At 33.7% G+C, this 21,274-nt stretch carries 21 protein-coding genes; 13 read left to right on the forward strand and 8 right to left on the reverse strand.

The window, feature by feature from the left end:
* Window positions 1–95: 95 nt before the first annotated feature.
* A complete protein-coding gene (locus ABJF52_RS14645; RefSeq protein WP_348151792.1) occupies window positions 96–665 on the reverse strand; it encodes a collagen-like protein in 570 nt (189 codons plus the stop codon).
* A gap of 252 nt (window positions 666–917) precedes the next feature.
* Here ABJF52_RS14645 and ABJF52_RS14650 point away from each other — a divergent pair, with 252 nt between their 5' ends.
* Together ABJF52_RS14650 and ABJF52_RS14655 are read left to right on the forward strand one after the other, a co-directional pair.
* A complete protein-coding gene (locus ABJF52_RS14650) occupies window positions 918–1,727 on the forward strand; it encodes a M48 family metallopeptidase (RefSeq protein ID WP_348151794.1) in 810 nt (269 codons plus the stop codon).
* A gap of 67 nt (window positions 1,728–1,794) precedes the next feature.
* Window positions 1,795–3,132 carry an MFS transporter gene (locus ABJF52_RS14655; protein WP_348151797.1) on the forward strand — a complete coding sequence of 446 codons (1,338 nt, stop codon included), beginning with the start codon at window positions 1,795–1,797 and terminating at the stop codon, window positions 3,130–3,132.
* 59 nt (window positions 3,133–3,191) lie between these two features.
* Here ABJF52_RS14655 and ABJF52_RS14660 read toward each other — a convergent pair whose 3' ends face one another.
* Genes ABJF52_RS14660 through ABJF52_RS14675 form a run of 4 tightly spaced genes read right to left on the reverse strand, consistent with a single transcriptional unit; the run spans window position 3,192 to window position 6,177 of the window.
* Window positions 3,192–3,917: a head GIN domain-containing protein gene (locus ABJF52_RS14660; RefSeq protein WP_348151800.1), complete on the reverse strand. Its 726-nt coding sequence runs from the start codon at window positions 3,915–3,917 to the stop codon at window positions 3,192–3,194.
* 30 nt (window positions 3,918–3,947) lie between these two features.
* Complete coding sequence (locus ABJF52_RS14665) at window positions 3,948–5,036, reverse strand: hypothetical protein (RefSeq protein ID WP_348151802.1); 1,089 nt, start codon at window positions 5,034–5,036, stop codon at window positions 3,948–3,950.
* A gap of 20 nt (window positions 5,037–5,056) precedes the next feature.
* Window positions 5,057–5,623 (reverse strand): hypothetical protein, encoded by a 567-nt coding sequence (locus tag ABJF52_RS14670; protein ID WP_348151805.1) that lies wholly within the window; start codon window positions 5,621–5,623, stop codon window positions 5,057–5,059.
* Between the two features lie 2 nt (window positions 5,624–5,625).
* Window positions 5,626–6,177, reverse strand: coding sequence for an RNA polymerase sigma factor (locus ABJF52_RS14675; protein WP_348151807.1), 552 nt, complete (start codon window positions 6,175–6,177; stop codon window positions 5,626–5,628).
* Between the two features lie 297 nt (window positions 6,178–6,474).
* On the opposite strand from ABJF52_RS14675, the gene lon reads away from it, so the two are divergent.
* Window positions 6,475–8,925, forward strand: coding sequence for an endopeptidase La (gene lon / locus ABJF52_RS14680; protein ID WP_348151810.1), 2,451 nt, complete (start codon window positions 6,475–6,477; stop codon window positions 8,923–8,925).
* A 63-nt stretch (window positions 8,926–8,988) separates the two neighbouring features.
* Window positions 8,989–9,684, forward strand: coding sequence for a (d)CMP kinase (gene cmk / locus ABJF52_RS14685; RefSeq protein WP_348151813.1), 696 nt, complete (start codon window positions 8,989–8,991; stop codon window positions 9,682–9,684).
* A gap of 72 nt (window positions 9,685–9,756) precedes the next feature.
* Here cmk and ABJF52_RS14690 read toward each other — a convergent pair whose 3' ends face one another.
* Entirely contained in the window at window positions 9,757–10,137 is a 381-nt protein-coding gene (locus ABJF52_RS14690; protein ID WP_348151816.1) for a LysM peptidoglycan-binding domain-containing protein, read from the reverse strand.
* A gap of 264 nt (window positions 10,138–10,401) precedes the next feature.
* On the opposite strand from ABJF52_RS14690, the gene rpsA reads away from it, so the two are divergent.
* The 8 genes from rpsA (at window position 10,402) to ppk1 (ending at window position 18,415) form a co-directional block, all read left to right on the forward strand.
* Window positions 10,402–12,234, forward strand: coding sequence for a 30S ribosomal protein S1 (gene rpsA / locus ABJF52_RS14695; protein WP_348151819.1), 1,833 nt, complete (start codon window positions 10,402–10,404; stop codon window positions 12,232–12,234).
* A 129-nt stretch (window positions 12,235–12,363) separates the two neighbouring features.
* The gene (gene pyrR / locus ABJF52_RS14700) at window positions 12,364–12,903 is read left to right on the forward strand and encodes a bifunctional pyr operon transcriptional regulator/uracil phosphoribosyltransferase PyrR (RefSeq protein WP_348151821.1); all 540 of its coding nucleotides are present in this window, start codon (window positions 12,364–12,366) and stop codon (window positions 12,901–12,903) included.
* A 2-nt stretch (window positions 12,904–12,905) separates the two neighbouring features.
* Window positions 12,906–13,832 carry an aspartate carbamoyltransferase catalytic subunit gene (locus ABJF52_RS14705; RefSeq protein ID WP_348151824.1) on the forward strand — a complete coding sequence of 309 codons (927 nt, stop codon included), beginning with the start codon at window positions 12,906–12,908 and terminating at the stop codon, window positions 13,830–13,832.
* Window positions 13,833–13,837: 5 nt separating this feature from the next.
* Window positions 13,838–14,170 carry a ribonuclease Z gene (locus ABJF52_RS14710; protein WP_348151826.1) on the forward strand — a complete coding sequence of 111 codons (333 nt, stop codon included), beginning with the start codon at window positions 13,838–13,840 and terminating at the stop codon, window positions 14,168–14,170.
* Complete coding sequence (locus ABJF52_RS14715) at window positions 14,167–15,072, forward strand: ribonuclease Z (RefSeq protein ID WP_348151829.1); 906 nt, start codon at window positions 14,167–14,169, stop codon at window positions 15,070–15,072. The genes ABJF52_RS14710 and ABJF52_RS14715 overlap by 4 nt, the downstream gene beginning before the upstream one ends.
* 89 nt (window positions 15,073–15,161) lie before the next feature.
* A complete protein-coding gene (gene pdxH / locus ABJF52_RS14720) occupies window positions 15,162–15,809 on the forward strand; it encodes a pyridoxamine 5'-phosphate oxidase (RefSeq protein ID WP_348151831.1) in 648 nt (215 codons plus the stop codon).
* A gap of 45 nt (window positions 15,810–15,854) precedes the next feature.
* Window positions 15,855–16,343 carry a histidine phosphatase family protein gene (locus ABJF52_RS14725; protein ID WP_348151833.1) on the forward strand — a complete coding sequence of 163 codons (489 nt, stop codon included), beginning with the start codon at window positions 15,855–15,857 and terminating at the stop codon, window positions 16,341–16,343.
* Window positions 16,340–18,415, forward strand: a complete 2,076-nt coding sequence (gene ppk1 / locus ABJF52_RS14730; protein ID WP_348151836.1) for a polyphosphate kinase 1 — start codon at window positions 16,340–16,342, stop codon at window positions 18,413–18,415. Before ABJF52_RS14725 ends, ppk1 begins: the two co-directional genes overlap by 4 nt.
* A 23-nt stretch (window positions 18,416–18,438) precedes the next feature.
* Here the strand turns inward: ppk1 and ABJF52_RS14735 are convergent, their stop codons facing one another.
* Complete coding sequence (locus tag ABJF52_RS14735) at window positions 18,439–19,020, reverse strand: tRNA-(ms[2]io[6]A)-hydroxylase (protein ID WP_348151838.1); 582 nt, start codon at window positions 19,018–19,020, stop codon at window positions 18,439–18,441.
* 63 nt (window positions 19,021–19,083) lie between these two features.
* Between ABJF52_RS14735 and ABJF52_RS14740 the strand changes: the two genes are divergently transcribed.
* A complete protein-coding gene (locus ABJF52_RS14740; RefSeq protein WP_348151841.1) occupies window positions 19,084–19,431 on the forward strand; it encodes a transmembrane 220 family protein in 348 nt (115 codons plus the stop codon).
* On the opposite strand, the gene ABJF52_RS14745 is transcribed toward ABJF52_RS14740, so the two are convergent.
* On the reverse strand, window positions 19,426–21,234 hold the full coding sequence (locus tag ABJF52_RS14745; protein ID WP_348151844.1) for a DNA polymerase III subunit gamma/tau: 1,809 nt from the start codon (window positions 21,232–21,234) through the stop codon (window positions 19,426–19,428). The two genes, ABJF52_RS14740 and ABJF52_RS14745, sit on opposite strands and share 6 nt — an antisense overlap.
* Window positions 21,235–21,274: the final 40 nt, after the last annotated feature.

The raw sequence follows: 21,274 nt of genomic DNA on the forward strand, positions 1-21,274 counted from the left end.
TTGCAATTCCTTTCAACTAATTTAATAAGAATGATTAAAAAAACCCGAACATCAGGCGATGTTCGGGTGATATATATTGTGGGGATCTTTTTGTTCTAATTTAAATTTACCCTTGAAATGATACTTTCTTCAACACCCAAGGTTTGCATAACTGCTGTAATATTTGATTGATCTAATTTAGAACCTGCAACTAAATTAGCAGGTAGTACAGCAATTCTAAAAATTTGCTCATCTGTATCACCAGTTGGTAAAGTGTTAAGGTCAAAATCTGATTCTAAAAAGATACTAGCATCTAAAAATGTATGGTCGTAATTATATTGTAATAAACCTTGGTCAAGAATTCTAGTTTGTGGCAGTAATCTCCATATATCTACAGGTACCCCATCATTATCTTCTGTTTGATCCCAAAGAATGTAAATTAAAATAACATCATTCTCAAATACTTCCAATGATGGAACAATCTCATTAAAATCAACGAAAATTTGATATTCATTTTCTGCTGTGAAATCACCTACGACATCAAATACATTTCCGATTTCACCATCAATTCCATCTTGTCCATCTACGCCATCGTATCCATCAAACCCAGGAGGGCCTTCCGGACCAGTACATGAAATAAAAAGTAATGTTAGTAATGAGGCGAAAAGTAGTGTAGCTTTTTTCATGATATATAAATTTAATTAGTATTGTTTTTCAAACTTATGAAGATGGTTTCAAAAAGCGTTCCACTTTTTTTTATATCTGTTTGATGAAAGATGAAAATACATCTATTTAATTGTAAATCAGTATTTTAAAGGCTTAATTAAAAATGGTATAAATTTTGATTCTTTAAAGCAAGAATTGAATAAAGGTTTGTTAGTTGCTTATCTTGAACTCAATTTTTTGTATATTGGAATTTTAAATTAAACACTACCCTCATGAAAAAAATAACTCTGGCATTGGTCATATTTTTGGGCGTTGCCGCTTGTAAAACAAACCCCTTTACGGGTAAAAAAGTTTTAAACTTTTACCCAAATAGTCAAGTTTTCCCAACAGCTTTTGCACAATACGATCAGTTTTTAACTGAAAATAATGTAGTTGAAAATACATCAGATGCAAAGATGATTACAAAGGTCGGGCAACGAATTTCATCGGCTGCAGAGCGCTGGCTTGTGGCTAATGGATATCCTGGTTACCTAAAAGATTATAAATGGGAATACAATTTAGTTAAAGATGAAACAGTAAATGCTTGGTGTATGCCAGGTGGTAAAATCGTATTCTATACGGGAATTCTACCTATTACCCAAAGTGAAACTGGTGTTGCTGTGGTAATGGGACATGAAGTTGCTCATGCGCTTGCTGATCATGGAGCACAAAGAATGAGTGCTGGAACTTTGCAACAAGTAGGAGCAGTAGCTGGAAATGTTGTGATTCAGGACCCTAACAAATTGAATATTTTCAACCAAGCGTATGGTGTAGGTACGAATGTTTTAGGGATGTTACCTTTTAGCAGAAGTCATGAAACCGAAGCAGACCGCATTGGATTACAAATTATGGCAATTGCAGGTTATAATCCTGATGAAGCGGCAGAACTTTGGAAAAGAATGAAAGCTAATAGTGGGGGAGAAGCACCCCCTGAATTCATGAGTACACACCCATCGAATGATACACGAATAGCTAATCTCACGGAATGGGCTCCTGCAGCTAAACAAGAAGCTGCAAAATTTGGAGTTACTAAATATTATTAGACTGAAGTTTAAATTGTATATTTAGAGCCGTCCACCAATAGGTGGACGGCTTTTATTTTAAAACCTTATGACCAAACCAATTAAGGGAAGTAAAAAACTGCTCAATGCGTGGGCATTTTACGATTGGGCCAATTCGGTCTATACACTTACTATTGCTTCTTCAATTTTTCCCATATTTTATTCCGCTTTGTTTTCAACTGACGACGAACTTGTTAATGCCTTTGGTTTTGAGATGAAGCCAACCGTGCTGATTGAAATTGTTACAGCATTTACTTTTTTAGTGGTAGCAGTATCTTCTCCCATTTTATCTGGAATAGCTGATTTTGTAGGTAATAAGAAGAGTTTTATGAAGTTCTTTTGTTATTTAGGTAGCATTGGATGTATTGGTTTGTATTGGTTTAGTCTTGATCAAATTCATACAAGTCTTTTATTTTATTTTATGGGTCTCTTAGGTTACTGGGGGAGTTTGGTTTTTTATAATTCTTATCTACCAGATATAGCTTTTGAAGATCAACAAGATCGTATTAGTGCTAAAGGTTTTTCGATGGGGTATTTTGGTAGTGTACTGCTATTACTGCTGAATTTAGCTATGGTTATGATGCCTGAATGGTTTGGTTTTGATATTGGAACCACAGAGAAAGAACGAAATCTTGCTAGTTTTGAGGCAATGAAAATATCATTTATTACTGTAGGAATATGGTGGGCTCTTTTTGCACAATATACATTTTGGATTTTGCCTAAAGGTGTTTCTATGGGTCATAAAGTTAATAAACAGGTCGTATTTAATGGTTTTAATGAATTACAGGGTGTTTGGCATCAACTAAAAGAAAATTTAAGATTAAAGCGTTATTTACAAGCCTTTTTTGTGTTTAGCATGGCCGTACAAACCATTATGTTAGTAGCAGTTTATTTTGGTGAGAAAGAAATTGCATGGGGTACTAATGACGAAAAAACTACGGGACTAATTATTAGTATTTTAGTTATTCAATTAGTTGCTATAATAGGTGCGGTTTTAACTTCCAGAGCATCCGATAAATTTGGAAATGTAAAAACTTTGATTGTAGTAAATGCCATTTGGATGTGCCTTTGTGTATATGCTTTCTTTATGGAATCGCCTATGCAATTTTATATAGGTGCAGGTTTTGTAGGACTTGTTATGGGTGGAGTGCAGGCCTTAGCAAGATCAACATATTCTAAATTTTTACCCGAAACTGAAGATACCACTTCCTTTTTTAGTTTTTATGATGTAGCTGAGAAAATTGGTATTGTCATTGGTATGCTAATTTTTGCCTTGGTTGATCACTTTAGTACTATGCGAAATGCAATTCTTTTCTTAGTTGTTTTTTTCTTTGTTGGTATTTTACTTTTGATGAGGGTACCAAAAGAAGAAAAAGCCTCTTTTTAAAAAGAGACTTTTTTGGAATACTAGTCAAACTACATTGTTTCTGTTTTCTTACACTGACTTTACTTTTTAGTTATATCACCAGACCCCGAAGTTTTAGTATCTACCTTTTCAGGATTGCCCTTGTAATCAATATCTCCAGAACCAGAAACTCTAGCTTTTATTTTTTTATTCGCGGTAACTTCAATGTTAGCTGAACCAGAAACTGTTGCCTCTACATTATCAGCTTCTAAATCGTAAGCTGCAATGTCGCCACTTCCAGAAATAGTTGCATCAAAATTTATTGCTCTACCACTTAAATTAATATCGCCAGAGCCAGACATTGCGGTTGAAATGTTATCTGCGTCAATATCCAATGTAATATCCCCCGAACCGGACATACTTGTTTTAAAATCAGAAGATTTTATTTTGGTTTTGCCAACTATATCACCTGATCCAGAAAGCGCTACAGCATCAATGCTTTCTACGGGTACGGTAATGTGAATCCCATCTTTCCAACTGGAAGGACTCAAATTATATCCTTTTTCAGTTTTTATATTCAGCTGTCCGTTTTTAACCTCAGTTATGATGTGTTTTAATAAATTAGACTCACCACTTAATGTAATTTCACCCTCTCGACCAGATATCAAATCGACATCAAAAAAACCAGAGACTCCGATTCTGTCATAATCACCTACCGATCTTTCAATAGTAGTTCTTTCCCCATTGCCTTTTACTTTGTTTCCCCATTGAGCACTGCATGACATACTGCAAAGTACTAGTAAACTTAATGTTGCTAAATTTTTCATTTGTTTTGATTTTTTAAAAATGATTGATGATTAATGTTTATAAAATGTTACGCTACCATAATCGCTACTAATAGAGATAGTGTTACCACTATTCGATTGACCATGATATCCTTTGTAATATTTTGATGTTGATTTCTCGTTGCTAATATTAATTTCAAGGCCGTCTTTACCATTGAACCCGCCATAATCTAGGTCTAATTCAAAGTCGAAATTGTAATCAGCATTATAACCCATTTTTATACCTGTGTAGTCGCTTTCGACAATTAGATTTCCGGCGTCCGAGGCCATTTCTTCAATTCTAATTTGCCCATAATCAGCATTAATATCAACATTACCATGTATGGTACCTAGTCGCACATTAAAATAATCGCCATTCCCAGTAATATTGTTAGCTTTACTTACCTCCAATTTACCGTAATCACAATCATATTTAAGATCGTTCATCTCTTTAAATGTAGCGTTAGTATAGTCGGCGTCAAGTCGAATATCATTCGTTTTTTCTAGGGTAAATCCAGAATAATCGGCTTCTATTGAACCGCTATTCATGTATTCAATAGTGGAATTAGATGTATAATCGAAGTTTAATTCATTGTTTCTTCCTCGTAGTTCGCCAATTTCTAACCGGCCATAATCACAATTAATTTTAGCATGACCATCAATTCGATCTAAAATAATACTTCCATAATCATTATTGAGATGTACACTGTTTTTTACAGGAAGTTTAATGCTGTAGTTTACTTGCATGTTTACATTGTTATTACTCCAGTTCCATCCCCAGCTACTGCTTTTGCTTCCAAATATAGTGCGGGCAGAGACCATACTACTACTATTTTCAAAATCAACATTAATCTCCTCTAATTTGCGTTGTACTTTATCTTCATTATTACCACTCGTTTTAATATGTACTTCAATGAGTACCCTGTTTTCATTCCAAGAAGTAATATTTAAATTGCCGTAGCTATTTTTAATTTTTAAAAGTGCGTCAGCATTCACATCAAATTCTTTTTTGATGGTTTTTTCTTTAGTGTACTTTCCTTTTAATTCACGTTCATGAGCGGAAAGCATCATGGGCATGGCAAAAATTAGTAGCGCAATATATTTATGTAAAACTATTTTCATTTGTATTGTAATTTATGTTTTTAGAGTATGGATGGACTCTTATTTTCTTTAAAATTGTTCAGGATTTTTATCGATTCTATTTGGTTCATAACTTCTTCCAATAAATCTATTCTAGTTTGAAAATTCGTAATCATAGCGCTTAAAATAAGTTTGCTATTTCCTCCCGCTAAAAGGTCATTTTCTAAATTTTTATAGTTTAATTCTAACTTATTTAGCTGTTCCATAGTATCTGAGATTATTTTCTGAGTCCCAGGTGTATTTAAACTTTCAAGCTCTTTTACTTGTTCCTCAATTAAATTGGCAAAGTAGAATTGCGTATTTGCAGCTTCTGGTGAAATTTCTGCAACTTTCTCTTCTATTGATGTTGTTGAATTTAAATATCCAAATCCAAGCGAGAATACTAAAACAATGGAGGCGGCAATAGATAAAGGTTTCCACCAATTTACCTTACTTGTAGGGCTTTCTACCACTTTGGTGTCAACCTTAAGTTTTTCAAGAAACCTGAGCTCATGGCCAGTAGTCGGCTCTTCGGTATCGAAGTGGTCTTGTAATTCTTTGAAAATATTCTCTAATTTATTGTCTTGCATAATTATGCGCTTAAAATTTTCTTTCTTAGACTTTCTTTGGCTCTAGATATTGTTGTTCTGCAATTAGCATAACTAATATTCATTATTTCACTAATCTCCTCATAATCATAACCTTCTATTAAATGTAAGGTCAAAGAAATTCTGTAATTGTCTTTTAATTGTTTCATGGTCTTCATCACTTTTTGAGCCTTTTGTTCAGAAAACACATGATCCGAAACTATCCCATCATTATCTTCAACCTTGTACATTACATTATCAAAAGATACTTCGTTCTTCTTCTGGTGTTTTCTATAGTGATAAATGCTATTATTTACTACAATGCGTTTCAACCAGGCACCAAATGCAACCTCACCTTTAAATGTGTGCAATTTGGTAAATGCACTCAAGAATGATTCTTGCATTATATCTTCAGCTTCAGCTGTGTCTTTTACGATTCGCAATGCCGCATTATACATTGCTTTGTAATAGCGATTGTATATTTCTAACTGTGCGGATTGGTTACCTTTTAAACATAACTGTAACAGTTTGTCTGTATGTTCAATACTTTGGCTCAAAAAGGTTGTTATTTACTATAAAGATTATCGAATTTAATGATTGTTACACTTATCTAATTATTTTTTGGGAGGATGCCGAAATAAGGGACACATTTGTCGATTTTGGCTCTTTTAATTACCAAATATGGCATTTTTTCACTTCCTTGGCTTATGGCACAACAATTGTCTTTATTTATAAAGATTCAAGTTTCATAATCCGGTATTCTATAGCCGCATTGAAGTTTGGTCTATTTTACGAGAAAAGAACATATAATAACACCGTTGATCAAAATGACAGATTGACGCACTATATTGATTATGGCAAGAACAAAATTCATAAATATTGACAATGTGTCGTTACAGCATATTGAAAGCGAAGCAGAATTAATTCCATTATTGACGCCTGAAGATGAAGAGGAGATGAATAATGAATCATTGCCTGAAACCTTACCTATATTACCACTACGTAATACAGTACTGTTTCCAGGAGTGGTTATTCCAATAACTGCTGGTAGAGATAAATCTATTAACTTAATTAAAGACGCCAATAGTGGTTCTAAGGTTATCGGTGTGGTTTCTCAAAAGGATGAAGAGACCGAAAACCCAAAAATTAAGGATATCAATACCTTAGGAACAGTTGCTCAAATTCTTAGAGTGTTAAAAATGCCTGATGGTAATACTACTGTAATCATACAGGGTAAAAAGCGTTTTGAAGTCGCTGAGGTACTTACGGAAAACCCATATATAACTGCAACTATACGCGAAACTGCCGAAGAAAGAGAAGGACAGGATTCTCAAGAATTTTTGGCAATAATAGACTCTATAAAAGAATTAGCGTTGCGCATTATTAAAGATAATCCGAATATACCAAGCGAGGCTTCTTTTGCAATCAAGAACATTCAGAGTAATTCATTTTTAATAAACTTTGTTTCATCTAATCTAAATTTAGCGGTTAAAGAAAAACAAGAGTTATTAGAAATTGGTAACCTTAAAGACCGTGCATTAGCTACCTTAAAATATATGAATGTAGAAATGCAACGCTTGGAATTACGCAATGATATTCAATTAAAGGTGCGTAATGATCTGGATCAACAACAACGCGAGTATTTTTTACATCAACAAATGAAAACTATTCAAGAAGAATTAGGTGGTGTATCAAATGATGAAGAGATTGATGAGATGCGGGAAAAAGCTAAGTCTAAAAAATGGACTAAAGCTGTTGGTGAACATTTTAATAAAGAGCTAGCTAAAATGCAACGTATGAATCCGCAAGTTGCAGAATACTCTATTCAAAGAAATTATCTCGATTTATTTATAGGTTTACCTTGGAATGAATTTTCTAAAGATAAGTTTGATTTAAAGAGAGCTCAGAAAATATTAGATCGAGATCATTATGGTTTAGAGGATGTAAAACGAAGAATTATTGAATACTTAGCTGTTTTAAAGCTTCGAAATGATATGAAATCTCCTATTTTATGTCTATACGGCCCTCCAGGTGTTGGTAAAACATCGCTTGGTAAATCGGTTGCGGAGGCATTAGGAAGAGAATATGTACGTATGTCTTTGGGTGGTTTACGTGACGAAGCAGAAATTCGAGGTCATCGTAAGACCTATATCGGAGCTATGCCTGGTCGTATTATTCAGAGCTTGAAAAAGGCCGGAACGTCGAACCCAGTGTTTATTTTAGATGAAATTGACAAACTTTCAAATAGTCATCAAGGGGATCCTTCATCAGCAATGTTAGAGGTTTTGGATCCTGAGCAAAATAGCGAGTTTTATGACAATTTCTTGGAAATGGGATATGACCTCTCTAAGATAATGTTCATAGCCACTGCAAATAATTTGGCATCTATACAGCCTGCTTTACGCGACCGTATGGAAATAATTAATGTTTCGGGGTATACAATAGAAGAAAAAGTAGAAATCGCAAAACGTCATTTGTTGCCTAAGCAATTAACTGAGCATGGTATGACGGCTAAAGATTTAAAAATCGGCAAACCCCAATTAGAGAAAATAGTTGAGGGGTATACTCGAGAATCTGGTGTTCGTAATTTGGAAAAGCAGATTGCTAAAACAGTACGTTATGCAGCTAAGTCTATAGCTACAGATGAAAAGTACGATGTTAAAGTTTCAAGTGCTGATGTCGAAAAAATATTAGGTCCAGCTAGACTTGAACGAGATAAGTATGAAAATAACGATGTTGCGGGGGTTGTAACTGGTTTAGCTTGGACGAGTGTTGGTGGAGATATTCTATTTATAGAATCTATTTTATCCAAAGGAAAAGGTACGCTGAATATTACCGGTAACCTTGGTAAGGTAATGAAAGAATCTGCCACTATTGCTATGGAATATATTAAGTCTAATTGCGATAGATTTGGAATAAATTCGGAAGTTTTTGATAAATACAACGTGCATATTCATGTGCCGGAAGGTGCTACTCCTAAAGACGGCCCGAGTGCAGGAATTACAATGTTGACTTCTTTAGTTTCGCTTTTTACCCAAAAAAGAATAAAGAGTAGTTTAGCTATGACTGGTGAAATTACTTTGCGCGGTAAAGTATTACCAGTTGGGGGAATCAAAGAAAAAATTCTTGCGGCGAAAAGGGCAAAAATTAAAGAAATAATCCTGTGCAAGGATAATGAGAAGGACATTTTGGAAATTAAAAAAGATTATTTAAAAGGTTTGAAATTTCATTATGTTACCAATATGCATGAAGTAATTGATATTGCTATTACAGATAAGAAGGTGAAAAATCCAAAGAGTTTATAATTATTTCATCTTCGGTAAGGATATTAAGACTTTAGTCTAACCAATTCTGACTATTTTTGTAATATGTGTAAAATTACTATAGCAATCGACGGTTATTCGTCTACTGGTAAAAGTACTGTGGCAAAGCATTTAGCTAAAGATTTAGGTTATGTTTATGTAGATACAGGAGCCATGTATAGGGCTGTAACTTTGTATGCCCTTCGAAAAGGCTATTTTGGAGAAACAGAGAAGAATGTTGATGCTTTAGTAAACGACCTACCCAAAATAACTCTGAAATTCGTTTTCAATGAGAGTTTAGGTTATTCAGAAATTTATTTGAATGATGAGAATGTTGAAAAGGAAATTCGAACATTACAAGTTTCCGCTTTCGTAAGCCCTGTGGCAGAGGTACAAGCTGTACGGGTTAAACTCGTTGAAATGCAGCAACAAATGGGGAAAGAAAAAGGAATTGTAATGGATGGTCGCGACATTGGCACTGTTGTTTTTCCGGATGCAGAAATGAAGGTTTTTATGACAGCATCAATCCAAGCGAGAGCAACCAGACGTTATAAAGAGCTCTTAGATAGGGGAGAGCAGGTAACGTATCAGGAAGTTTTGGAAAACGTAGAATCGAGAGATTATATTGATTCTAATAGAGAGTTTTCACCGCTACGAAAAGCTGACGATGCTATTGAGTTTGATAATAGTGATATTGGACTTCAAGATCAATTTGAACGGTTGCATGGTTATGCCTTACGATTAATCGAAAAACTTAATTAGGAGTATTATTAATTATTAAGAATAAAAAAAAGGGATGCATTTGCATCCCTTTTTAATTTGATATTGTATTGCTTATAGATTTGGAATAACCAAAACTTGATCCGGATGAATTACATCTGGGTTTTTCAAAATACCTGTGTTAGCAGCAAAAATTTCTTTGTATTTCATAGCATCGCCGTAGTAATGCTTAGCAATTTTACTTAAAGATTCTCCACCTTTTACTGTATGTCTTGCATAAACTGAAGTATCTTCTACTGTTATGTTTGCCTTAATGTCTGAGGGACTATCTCCACCAAGTTCTTTGATTTTGTCCCACATTAGGTTTTTCTCATACTGAGTGTTTGCCACACCCTTTATTTTAAGAACACCACCTTCTTCAGTAACAGCACCATCTTTTACTCCTAGTTGCTCTCCAAGGGTTAATACTCCCTGATATTTTGCTTTTACGCTCATTTTTCTATTTTAATGGTTAATAATATACCTGTAAAAATAGTAATTATAATAATAAAAACGGGGTGTTTGGTTAAAATACACCTCAAATATTGCTACTAATAGGTCTAATGTTGGTTATAATAATAAATTAATTGTATTTTTGCACTCCTTTTTTGACGACAGTATAAAGAGTGAAAAAGGAATATTCTAAAAATAATCGTATAACAACTTCTGTGATAGTCGTTTAGCTCTTTAAAAAGCACAGAATACAAATTTAATCTTCAAATGGCTGAAGAAAATGCAACTACTCCGGTAGAAGAAACCGAAGTGGTAAAACAAGAAGAAAAAGTGGCAGCTCCTGTCCAAGATCCAAAAGAATTTTTAGAAAATTTTGACTGGGAAAAATACGAACAAGGAATTGAACGTGTTGAAGACTCAAAATTACAAGAATTTGAAAAGCTAGTAGCAGAGAATTTTGTTGATACTGCAGATGAAGAAGTAGTTACTGGTAAAGTAGTTTATTTAACTGAACGTGAAGCTATTATTGATATTAACGCCAAATCTGAAGGTGTAATTTCATTAAACGAATTTCGTTACAATCCAGATTTAAAGGTTGGTGACAAAGTTGAAGTACTTATTGATATTCGTGAAGATAAGAGTGGACAATTAGTATTATCACACAGAAAAGCACGTACCATCATGGCATGGGATCGTGTAAATAAAGCACATGACAACGAAGAAATTGTTAGTGGTTTTGTAAAATGTCGTACTAAAGGTGGTATGATTGTCGATGTATTCGGAATTGAAGCATTCTTGCCAGGTTCTCAAATCGATGTTAAGCCTATACGTGATTACGATCAGTATGTTGGTAAGAATATGGAATTCAAAGTGGTTAAAATTAATCATGAATTCAAAAATGTTGTTGTTTCGCATAAAGCACTTATTGAGGCTGATATCGAAGAACAGAAGAAAGAAATCATTAGCCAGTTAGAGAAAGGACAGGTATTAGAAGGTGTTGTTAAAAACATTACTTCGTACGGTGTGTTTATTGATCTTGGTGGTGTTGATGGTTTAGTTCACATTACTGACCTTTCTTGGTCTAGAATTAACCACCCGAATGAGGTTGTTGAGCTTGATCAGAAATTAAACGTTGTAATTTTAGATTTTGATGAAAACAAATCTAGAATTCAATTAGGTATGAAGCAATTAGAGAAGCATCCTTGGGAAGCTTTATCTGACGAGATTAAAATCGGTGATAAAGTTAAAGGTAAGGTTGTTGTTATTGCTGATTACGGTGCTTTCATCGAAGTTGTAGAAGGTGTTGAAGGTCTAATTCACGTTTCTGAAATGTCATGGTCTACACATTTACGATCTGCTCAAGATTTCGTAAAAGTAGGTGATGAGGTTGAAGCTGTTGTGTTAACATTAGATAGAGAAGATCGTAAAATGTCTCTTGGTATCAAGCAATTGACTCCAGACCCATGGACAGATATTACTTCTAAATACCCAGTTGGCTCACGTCATAAAGGTATTGTAAGAAACTTTACTAATTTCGGCGTTTTCGTTGAAATGGAAGAAGGAATTGACGGACTTATTTATATCTCTGATCTATCTTGGACTAAGAAAATTAAGCATCCATCAGAATTTGTAAACGTAGGTGATACTATTGATATTGAGGTGTTAGAATTAGATGTTGAAGGGCGTAAGTTAAGCTTAGGTCACAAACAAACTACTGAGAACCCTTGGGATAAATATGAATCTGAATTTGCATTAGGAACTGTACATAAAGCAACAATAGGTGATATTGTTGATAAAGGTGCTACCATTGAATTTAATGAAGATATAACTGCTTTTGTACCACAACGCCATTTAGAGAAAGAAGATGGTAAAAAACTAGGTAAAGGTGAAGAGGCTGAATTTAAAATCATTGAGTTCAACAAAGATTTCAAGAGAGTTGTTGCAAGTCATACCGCAATCTTTAAAGAAGAAGAAGTGCGTAATGTAAAAGCAGCGCAGAAAAGAGCTAGTAAAGCAGCTGATGAAGCTAAACCTACATTAGGTGATGCTAATGATGCCTTGCAAGCGTTGAAAGATAAAATGGAAGCAAACGATAAATAATTTGTTTACTCTATTTTATAGAGAAGCCCTGATAGAAATATCAGGGCTTTTTTTTGTTTCAAATTCTCAAAGGCTTTTCAATCTTAATTTCATATTTTTGTTGAGCTTAAAGCATCGGCCAATAAAGATATGAGTCAAAAAGTACTGCTCTCTTCTAAAGAAATTCAAATCATACTTCACCGTTTGGCCTGTCAATTGCTTGAAAATCATTTGGATTTTAGTGATACAGTTTTAATTGGATTGCAACCAAGAGGTATTTTCTTGGCAGAGCGATTAACGAAATTGCTCAAAGAAGAGTATAAAGTAAAGCATATTGATTTAGGTTCACTAGATATTACATTTTATCGCGATGATTTTAGACGGGGTGAAAAGCCTTTAGAAGCTAATAAAACGAATATCAATTTTTTAGTAGAAGATAAAAAAGTAGTTCTAATTGATGATGTATTATATACGGGACGAAGCATTAGAGCAGCGTTAACCGCAATACAATCTTTTGGAAGGCCTGCCGAAATAGAATTATTGGCGTTAATTGATAGACGATTTAGCAGACATCTGCCAATTCAGCCCAATTATAGAGGTAGACAGGTTGATGCTATAAATAACGAGAAAGTAAAAGTTCTCTGGGAAGAAAACGATGGTAAAGACATCATTTATTTGATAAATAAATAAGAATGAGCGAATTAAGTGTAAAACACTTACTAGGAATTAAATATCTCAACAAAAGTGATATTCAACTCATTTTTGAAACTGCTGATCATTTTAAAGAAGTAATTAATCGTTCGATTAAGAAAGTACCTTCCTTACGTGATATTACAATAGCAAATATCTTTTTTGAAAATAGTACGCGTACAAAGCTCTCTTTTGAATTAGCTGAAAAACGTTTGTCGGCTGATGTTATTAATTTCTCAGCTGGGCAGTCATCTGTTAAGAAAGGTGAAACCCTTATTGATACGGTTAATAATATTCTCTCCATGAAAGTTGACATGGTTGTAATGAGACATCCTAATCCGGGAGCAGGGATATTTCTATCAAAACATGTAAATGCTGCCATTGTTAATGCTGGTGATGGGGCACATGAGCACCCAACTCAGGCGTTGCTCGATTCATATTCCATTCGTGAACGTTTTGGACAAGTTGCTGGAAAGAACATAGTAATTGTAGGAGATATTTTGCATTCTCGTGTGGCCTTGTCAAATATATTTGCTTTAAAATTACAGGGAGCAAATGTGAAGGTTTGTGGTCCAAAAACGCTCATGCCAAAGTATATTGAAAGTTTAGGTGTTACTGTCGAAACTGATTTGAGAAAAGCATTGGAATGGTGTGATGTAGCTAATATGTTACGTGTTCAAAATGAACGCATGGATATGAGTTATTTTCCTACTACAAGAGAATATGCACAGCAATTTGGTGTAAATAAGGCCTTGTTGAATAGTTTAGATAAGGAGATTACAATAATGCATCCTGGTCCAATTAATAGAGGGGTAGAGATAACAAGTGACGTTGCAGATTCAGATCAAAGTATTATATTGAATCAAGTTGAAAACGGAGTAGCGATTCGTATGGCAGTAATTTATCTGTTGGCTTCGAAAATAAAATAAGACACATGATATTTGATAAAAAAGATAACACCACAACGGTGTTTCAAGAGAATATTTCTTTGGCTGAGTTTTTGAAAAACTTGAAAGAAGCTTATCCGAAAATAAAAGATGACCATTTAATTATAAATCTCTTTTCTTTTTCAGCATTAACTGCTGATGATATTTTAGAGTTTTTACAAATTTCGAATGAACATCGCGCATTAAATAAGTCGTTTGTGCTGGTTACCGCTAAAGTAAGCTATGATGATGCGCCTGAAGAAATTTGTGTAGTACCAACAATACGTGAAGCGCATGATTTTATAGAAATGGAAGAAATCGAAAGGGACCTCGATTTATGAATCTAACTATTTTAGGTTGTTACGCTGCGACTCCAAGATCACTTACTAACCCAACATCTCAAGTTTTAGAAATTAAAAACCACATGTTTTTAATTGATTGTGGCGAAGGAACACAAGTGCAATTACGCAAGCATAAAATTAAATTTTCACGTATCAATCATATTTTTATCTCGCATTTACACGGTGATCACTTTTTTGGGCTTCCTGGTTTAATATCTACTTTTCGTCTTTTAGGAAGAGATAAAGAAATGCATATTTATGGACCTAAAGGGATTAAAGAGGCCATTACATTATTACTTAAATTAGGAGATTCTTGGACAAATTATTTATTGATTTTTCATGAACTATCGTCTAAAGAAAGTGAACTTGTTTACGAAGACGATAAAGTAACCATTGAAACAATTCCTTTAAATCATAGAGTGTATACCAATGGCTTTCTTTTTAAGGAAAAATTAGGTGAACGAAAATTGAATATTGACGCAGTTTCTAAATTGAATATTGATAAGGCATATTATCATAATATAAAAAAAGGAAAAAATATTTTTTTAGATGATGGTCGAGAAATTAAAAATGAGTTATTGACTTTTGACCCTCCCGCACCTAAAAGTTATGCTTTTTGTAGTGATACCACATATAAACCAAACATAATCCCTCTAATCAAAAATGTTGACGCATTATATCACGAGTCAACTTTTTTAGAATCTGAAGAGCATTTAACAGAGCGAACAAAACATGCTACTGCTAAACAAGCTGCCACTATAGCTAAAGATGCTAATGTAAAGAAGCTTATTTTAGGACATTATTCAACACGCTATAAGTCCATTGAACTTTTTAAAGAAGAAGCGAGAACTGTTTTTGCAAATGTTGAATTAGCTGACGACGGTAAAGTATTTGCTTTATAATAAACGTCTTTAAATTTTTGATGTAAAGGATACCTCATTTACCTTTCTTTTTCTGAACTTTACCTATCTTGTTTATTGATTAAGTTATCATGGAAAAAGACCTAAGTAATTATAGAAGATCATATGAGAAAAGTGCTTTAACAGAAAGCGTTATTTCTAATAACCCAATGCAACTTTTTCAAACATGGTTTTACGAAGTTGAAAATTCAGAAAGTAGTGAAGAGCATAATGCCATGACCGTTTCTACTATTGGTTTAGACGGTTTTCCTAAAAATAGAGTGGTGCTTTTAAAAAAGTATACAGAAGAAGGTTTTATTTTTTACACCAATTATAATAGTGAAAAAGGGAAGGCTATTGCGGAGAATTCAAACGTATGTATTTCATTTTTCTGGCCAGTTATGGAGCGTCAAATTATTATAAAAGGAAAAGCGGAAAAAATTAACCAAAACCTTTCTGATGGTTACTTTGAGTCACGACCTGATGGTAGTAAGTTAGGTGCAATCGTATCTAATCAAAGTATGGTAATTCCATCACGCGAATTTCTTGAAAATAAGTTGAAGAATTTAGAGGAAGAATTAAGCGGTAAAGAAATAATAAGACCTGATTATTGGGGGGGCTATATAGTTAAACCGATAGTTATGGAATTCTGGCAAGGTAGGCCAAATAGGTTACATGACCGTATTCGTTATTCACTGGAAGAAAATTTTGAATGGAGAATTGAAAGATTAGCACCTTAGCGAAAGATAGTAATACTTCATTTTACGCATTTTAAGCCCTTAATTATGAAAAAATTAATCCTTGTTCGTCACGGAAAATCATCTTGGGCGTATTCTGTTAGTGATCGAGACCGCCCACTTTCAGAACGCGGTATTAATGATGCAATTTTGGTTAGTGATAAAGTAGCCGAAAACGCCATTGAAATAGATGCGATTTTTTCTAGTCCAGCGAATAGAGCATTGCATACCTGTACTATTTTCTTACGACAACTTTATTTGCCTTTAAGTAAATTAGAAATACGAAATGAGCTTTATGATTTTTCGGGAAATGAAGTTTTAAATGTGGTAAAGAATTTAAATGATAACCTTAATTCGGTTATGATTTTCGGCCATAATCATGCTTTTACCCATATTGCCAATTCTTTAGGAAATAACTATATTGACAATGTTCCTACTAGCGGTTTAGTTGATTTGAATTTTGAAGTGGAAAGCTGGTCAGAAATTACAAAAGGAACAACACAACGGCTAATTTTTCCCAAACAACTTCGAGGATGAATAAAGTAAAGAATAAGTATATAAATAGAGAAATAAGTTGGTTGCGTTTTAACGAACGAGTACTTCAAGAAAGTGCAGATAAAAAAGTGCCGCTTATAGAAAGACTTCGTTTTTTAGGAATTTTTTCTAATAATTTAGATGAATTTTTTAAAGTTCGGTATGCAACTGTTAAACGAATTTTTGATGCTGGTAAGAGTGGTAAAAGTGTACTAGGGGGTGATACTGCAAAAGATTTGCTAGAAGAAATTACCAAGATTGTTATTCAACAACAATCGCAAAGTTTAGATATTCTAAAAGAAATTGAAGATGAGTTAGAACAGCAGGATATTTTTATACTTCAAGAGAACGAATTAAGTGAAAGTCAACAGCTTTTTGTAAAAGATTATTTTATAAAAAATGTAAGTCCACGATTAATGACTATCATTTTGGATGAGGTAACTCAATTTCCAATGCTAAAGGATACTGCCGCTTATTTGGCAGTAAAAATGGTAATGGTAGATGTAGAAAGTGAAAGCAAAAATCAAGAAACTCAGTATGCCTTAATAGAAATTGCTAAAGGTATAGAGCGTTTTGTAGAATTACCCCACGAAAATGGGAAAAGCTACATTATAATGCTCGATGATTTAATTCGATATTGTCTTCGACATATTTTTAATATGTTTAACTACGAGTCAATATCTGCGCATATGATAAAAATTACACGTGATGCAGAACTTGATATTGATAATGATTTAAGCAAAAGTTTTATTGAAAAAATATCTTCTAGCGTAGAACACAGGAAAATTAGCGATCCGGTACGTTTTGTTTATGACAAAAGTATAGGTAATGATACGCTTATGTTTTTGAAAGAAAAAATGGCTATCGAGGATGCAGATAGTGTGATACCAGGTGGTCGTTATCACAATAAATGTGATTATATGGGTTTTCCAAGTTTAGGCAGAACCGATTTATTATACGATAAAATAGTACCGCTACCTGTTGTTGGTTTAAATTGGGAAGGTAGCCTGTTGGAAAAAATTGCCGAAAAGGATTATTTGCAATACACGCCTTATCACACTTTTGCATACGTGCTAAAGTTTTTAAGAGAGGCTGCACTTGATCCCAAAGTACGTGCGATAAAATTAACGGTGTATCGTCTAGCAAATAATTCTCAGGTAGCTACAGCACTTATCAATGCTGCAAAAAATGGTAAAAACGTAACGGTGCAAATTGAACTGCAAGCTCGTTTTGATGAGCAAGCAAATATCCAATACGCCGAGCAATTACAAGCGGAAGGTGTAAAGTTAATCTTTGGTGTACCGGGCTTAAAAGTACACAGTAAAATATGTATTATAGAACGCGAGGAACCTGAAGGTTTAAAGCGATACGGATTTATAAGTACTGGTAACTTTAATGAATCTACTGCGAAAATTTATACGGATTATACTTTGTTTACAGCAAGTGCGCCAATATTAAAAGAACTGAATAAGGTATTTGACTTTTTTGAAACTACCTATAAAATTAAAAAATTTAAGCATTTAATTGTTTCTCCACATTATACCGAACGTAAGTTCAAAAAATTAATTAATCAAGAAATTGAAAATGCTAAGGCCGGAAAAGAGGCTTTCATTAAAATTAAGATGAATAGTTTTACGTCCTATAAAATGATTGATAAGCTTTACGAAGCTAGTCAGGCTGGGGTTAAAATCCAATTAATTATTAGAGGAATATGTTGTTTAATACCTGGTATAGAAGGTTTAAGTGAAAATATTGAAGCAATTAGTATTGTGGATAAATTTTTAGAACACCCAAGGTTATTTATTTTCTGTAATGGAGGCGATACGAAAATGTATATTTCATCGGCTGATTTTATGACTCGAAATATAGAAAATAGGGTAGAAGTCGGTTGTCCGATTTATGATGAAGATATTAAAAAGGAGCTTTTGGACACCTTTGAAATAGCATGGAGTGATAATTTGAAAGCTCGAGTTTTTAATGAAGCACAAGATAATGTATACCGTGAAATTAATGGGCCAGAGGTACGTTCTCAATTTGCAACCTATGATTATTATCTAGCTAAAACCAATAAATAAGTACTTTAGTTATAGCGTTAAGGTTAACCATGAATAGTTTCTGAAGTACCTAAGTTTTTCATGATTTCTGCTTCGTAATTTAATAGATCTTGCCACTTTTTATTAACCTCTTCGAGGTTGCCATACTGTCTGGCAAATTTCAAAAACATAGTATAGTGACTAGCTTCACTTACCATTAGTTTGTGATAAAAATCTGCCAGTTCTTTATCATCGAGTTGTTCGGATAATAAGCGGAATCTTTCACAACTTCGCGCTTCTATTAATCCCGCATATAATAGACGATGAACTAGTTGTGTAGTTCTACTGCCTCCTTTAGGGAAAAATTTAATCAATTGTATAACGTATTCATCCTTTCTATCTCTTCCTAGTTTTTCACCACGTGCTAATATGCGATCATGTACCATTTTAAAATGACCCATTTCCTCTCTCGAAAGGGCTATCATTTCTTCAATTAATTCGGAATATTCAGGGAAACTAACGATAAGCGAAATTGCAGTACTCGCAGCCTTTTGTTCGCAATAAGCATGGTCTGTAAGAATCTCATCTATATTTTTTTCTACAATATTTACCCATCTCGGGTCGGTAGGAAGTTTTAAACCAAGCATTGATTACAAATTTTATCAAAAGTACTAGTATTGAAAAATGTTTCAAAACTTTATATTTGTAACATGAAGTCATTTGCAAAAATTTTCGCATGGATATATGGAATTCTAAGTATTACCTCCGCTGTTTTGCAATACAATGATCCAGATCCACTTTTATGGATAGTTATTTATGCAATTGCTGCATTAGTTTCTTTTGGTGTGGCCCTGAATAGAGTGTCTTATTTGCTGCCACTAATTTTTGGTGTACTTGGTGTTTTAGGAGCTATTTATGTGTATCCTGAAACATTTGAAGGATTTGAAATTGGTAAGGGTGATATTAAAAATATTGAAGAGGGTAGGGAGGCGTTCGGATTAATAATTATGTCTGTTGCAATGTTCTTTTTTGCTTGGTACCGAAAAAGAAATTTATAAATCTAAATCAAACGTTTTACGAAGAAGGTCAATAGCTGGATTTTTTTCTCGTAGCTTTTCATATTTCTCCTCGGGTGTAAAAGCAAATTTTTTGGCAACAGCTTCATTAACTGTTATATTGAGTGAAATTTCGTAATTATTTAGCTTCTGTTTTAAATATTCCATTAACTCAAACTGCTCTCGTTCAATTTCAGTTTTCATAGTAGAATTAGGTAATTCTATCCATAGTTTATTGTTTTCTCTAAGCGACGGAATATCAGAATTAAGGTTTGAGGCTAATATTTTTTGACCTTTAGCTTCAATTTTATTTACAAAATCTGCCCAATGTTGGCGCATTTCTTCTTCTGTAAAAGGGTCTTTAGGAAGGTCAGCAGGGTTTATACGAACATCTTTTTTATTGAGCGCATGTTCTTTTTTCGCCTTTAAACTAGATATTGAAAGTCCTGAAACTTTCTTTGAGGGCATATTAATATTGATTTTTTTAACACTTGGTTTGGTTAAAATATCAGTAGTAATAATGGTTGTTGTTGGTTCAGTTTTATCTGAAATTAATTCTTCTTTCTCTGGTAAGTTTGTTGTGTTTTCTTTTGCTGGAGAAGTACTTGAATTAACAGCGTTAACTTTGGCTGTTGATTGCTCTTTTGGCGTATTTGCTACGAGATTTTTATTTTGATGAAAAAAGGAGGCTGGTACTAATTCAATAGTTTTACCTGCTAATGCGATTGATTCAGGATTTTTTTTTTCATCCATATATTTTATGGATGCTAATTTCATTAATGCTAGTTCAACTAACAGTCGTTGATTTTTGCTACTACGATATTTAAGGTCGCAATCGTTCGCAATATCAATTGCCTTAAGTAGAAATTGACTCGATGTTTTTTTCGATTGCTCTTTATATTGTGCTTTAGCAGTTTCACCTACTTCTAAAAGTTCGATAGTTTGTTGATGTTGACAAACCATTAGATCTCTAAAATGTGAGGCAAGACCAGAAATAAAATGATGACCATCAAAACCCAATGCTAGTGTTTTATTAAATAGAACCAATAAATCAGGAATTTTGGAGGCTAATATTAAATCTGTTGCTTCAAAATAGGTGTCGTAATCAAGAACATTTAAATTTTCTGTAACTGCTTTTCTCGTCAATTGTTTGCCAGAAAAACTAACTACACGATCAAATATTGAAAGTGCATCACGCATGGCGCCATCTGCTTTTTGAGCAATTATATGCAATGCGTCATCTTCTGCCTCAATACCTTGATTCTCTGCAATATATTTTAAGTATTCTGTAGCGTCTTTTACTGTAATTCGCTTAAAATCAAATATCTGACACCTAGATAATATTGTCGGTATGATCTTATGTTTTTCAGTAGTTGCTAAAATAAAAATAGCATGTTTAGGCGGTTCTTCTAATGTTTTTAAAAAAGCATTAAAAGCAGCTTGCGAAAGCATATGAACCTCATCAATTATATATACCTTGTATTTGCCAACTTGAGGTGGTATACGTACCTGATCGGTTAAATTACGTATATCGTCCACGGAGTTGTTCGATGCGGCATCTAATTCAAAAATGTTAAAAGCAAAATCTTCTTCTTCACTTACCTGACCATCTTGATTAATATTTTTCGCTAAAATTCTAGCACAAGAAGTTTTACCAACGCCTCTTGGCCCGGTAAATAGTAAAGCCTGTGCTAAATGGTTATTTTCAATGGCATTGGTAAGCGTATTGGTAATAGCCTTTTGACCCACAACATCTTTAAATGTTTGGGGACGGTATTTTCGAGCCGATACTACAAAAGGTTCCAAATCGTGACTTTAATTGATAAGTATACAAATATAAAAATCA

The organism is Aurantibacter sp., assembly GCF_039941195.1.
Lineage (GTDB): Bacteria > Bacteroidota > Bacteroidia > Flavobacteriales > Flavobacteriaceae > Aurantibacter_A.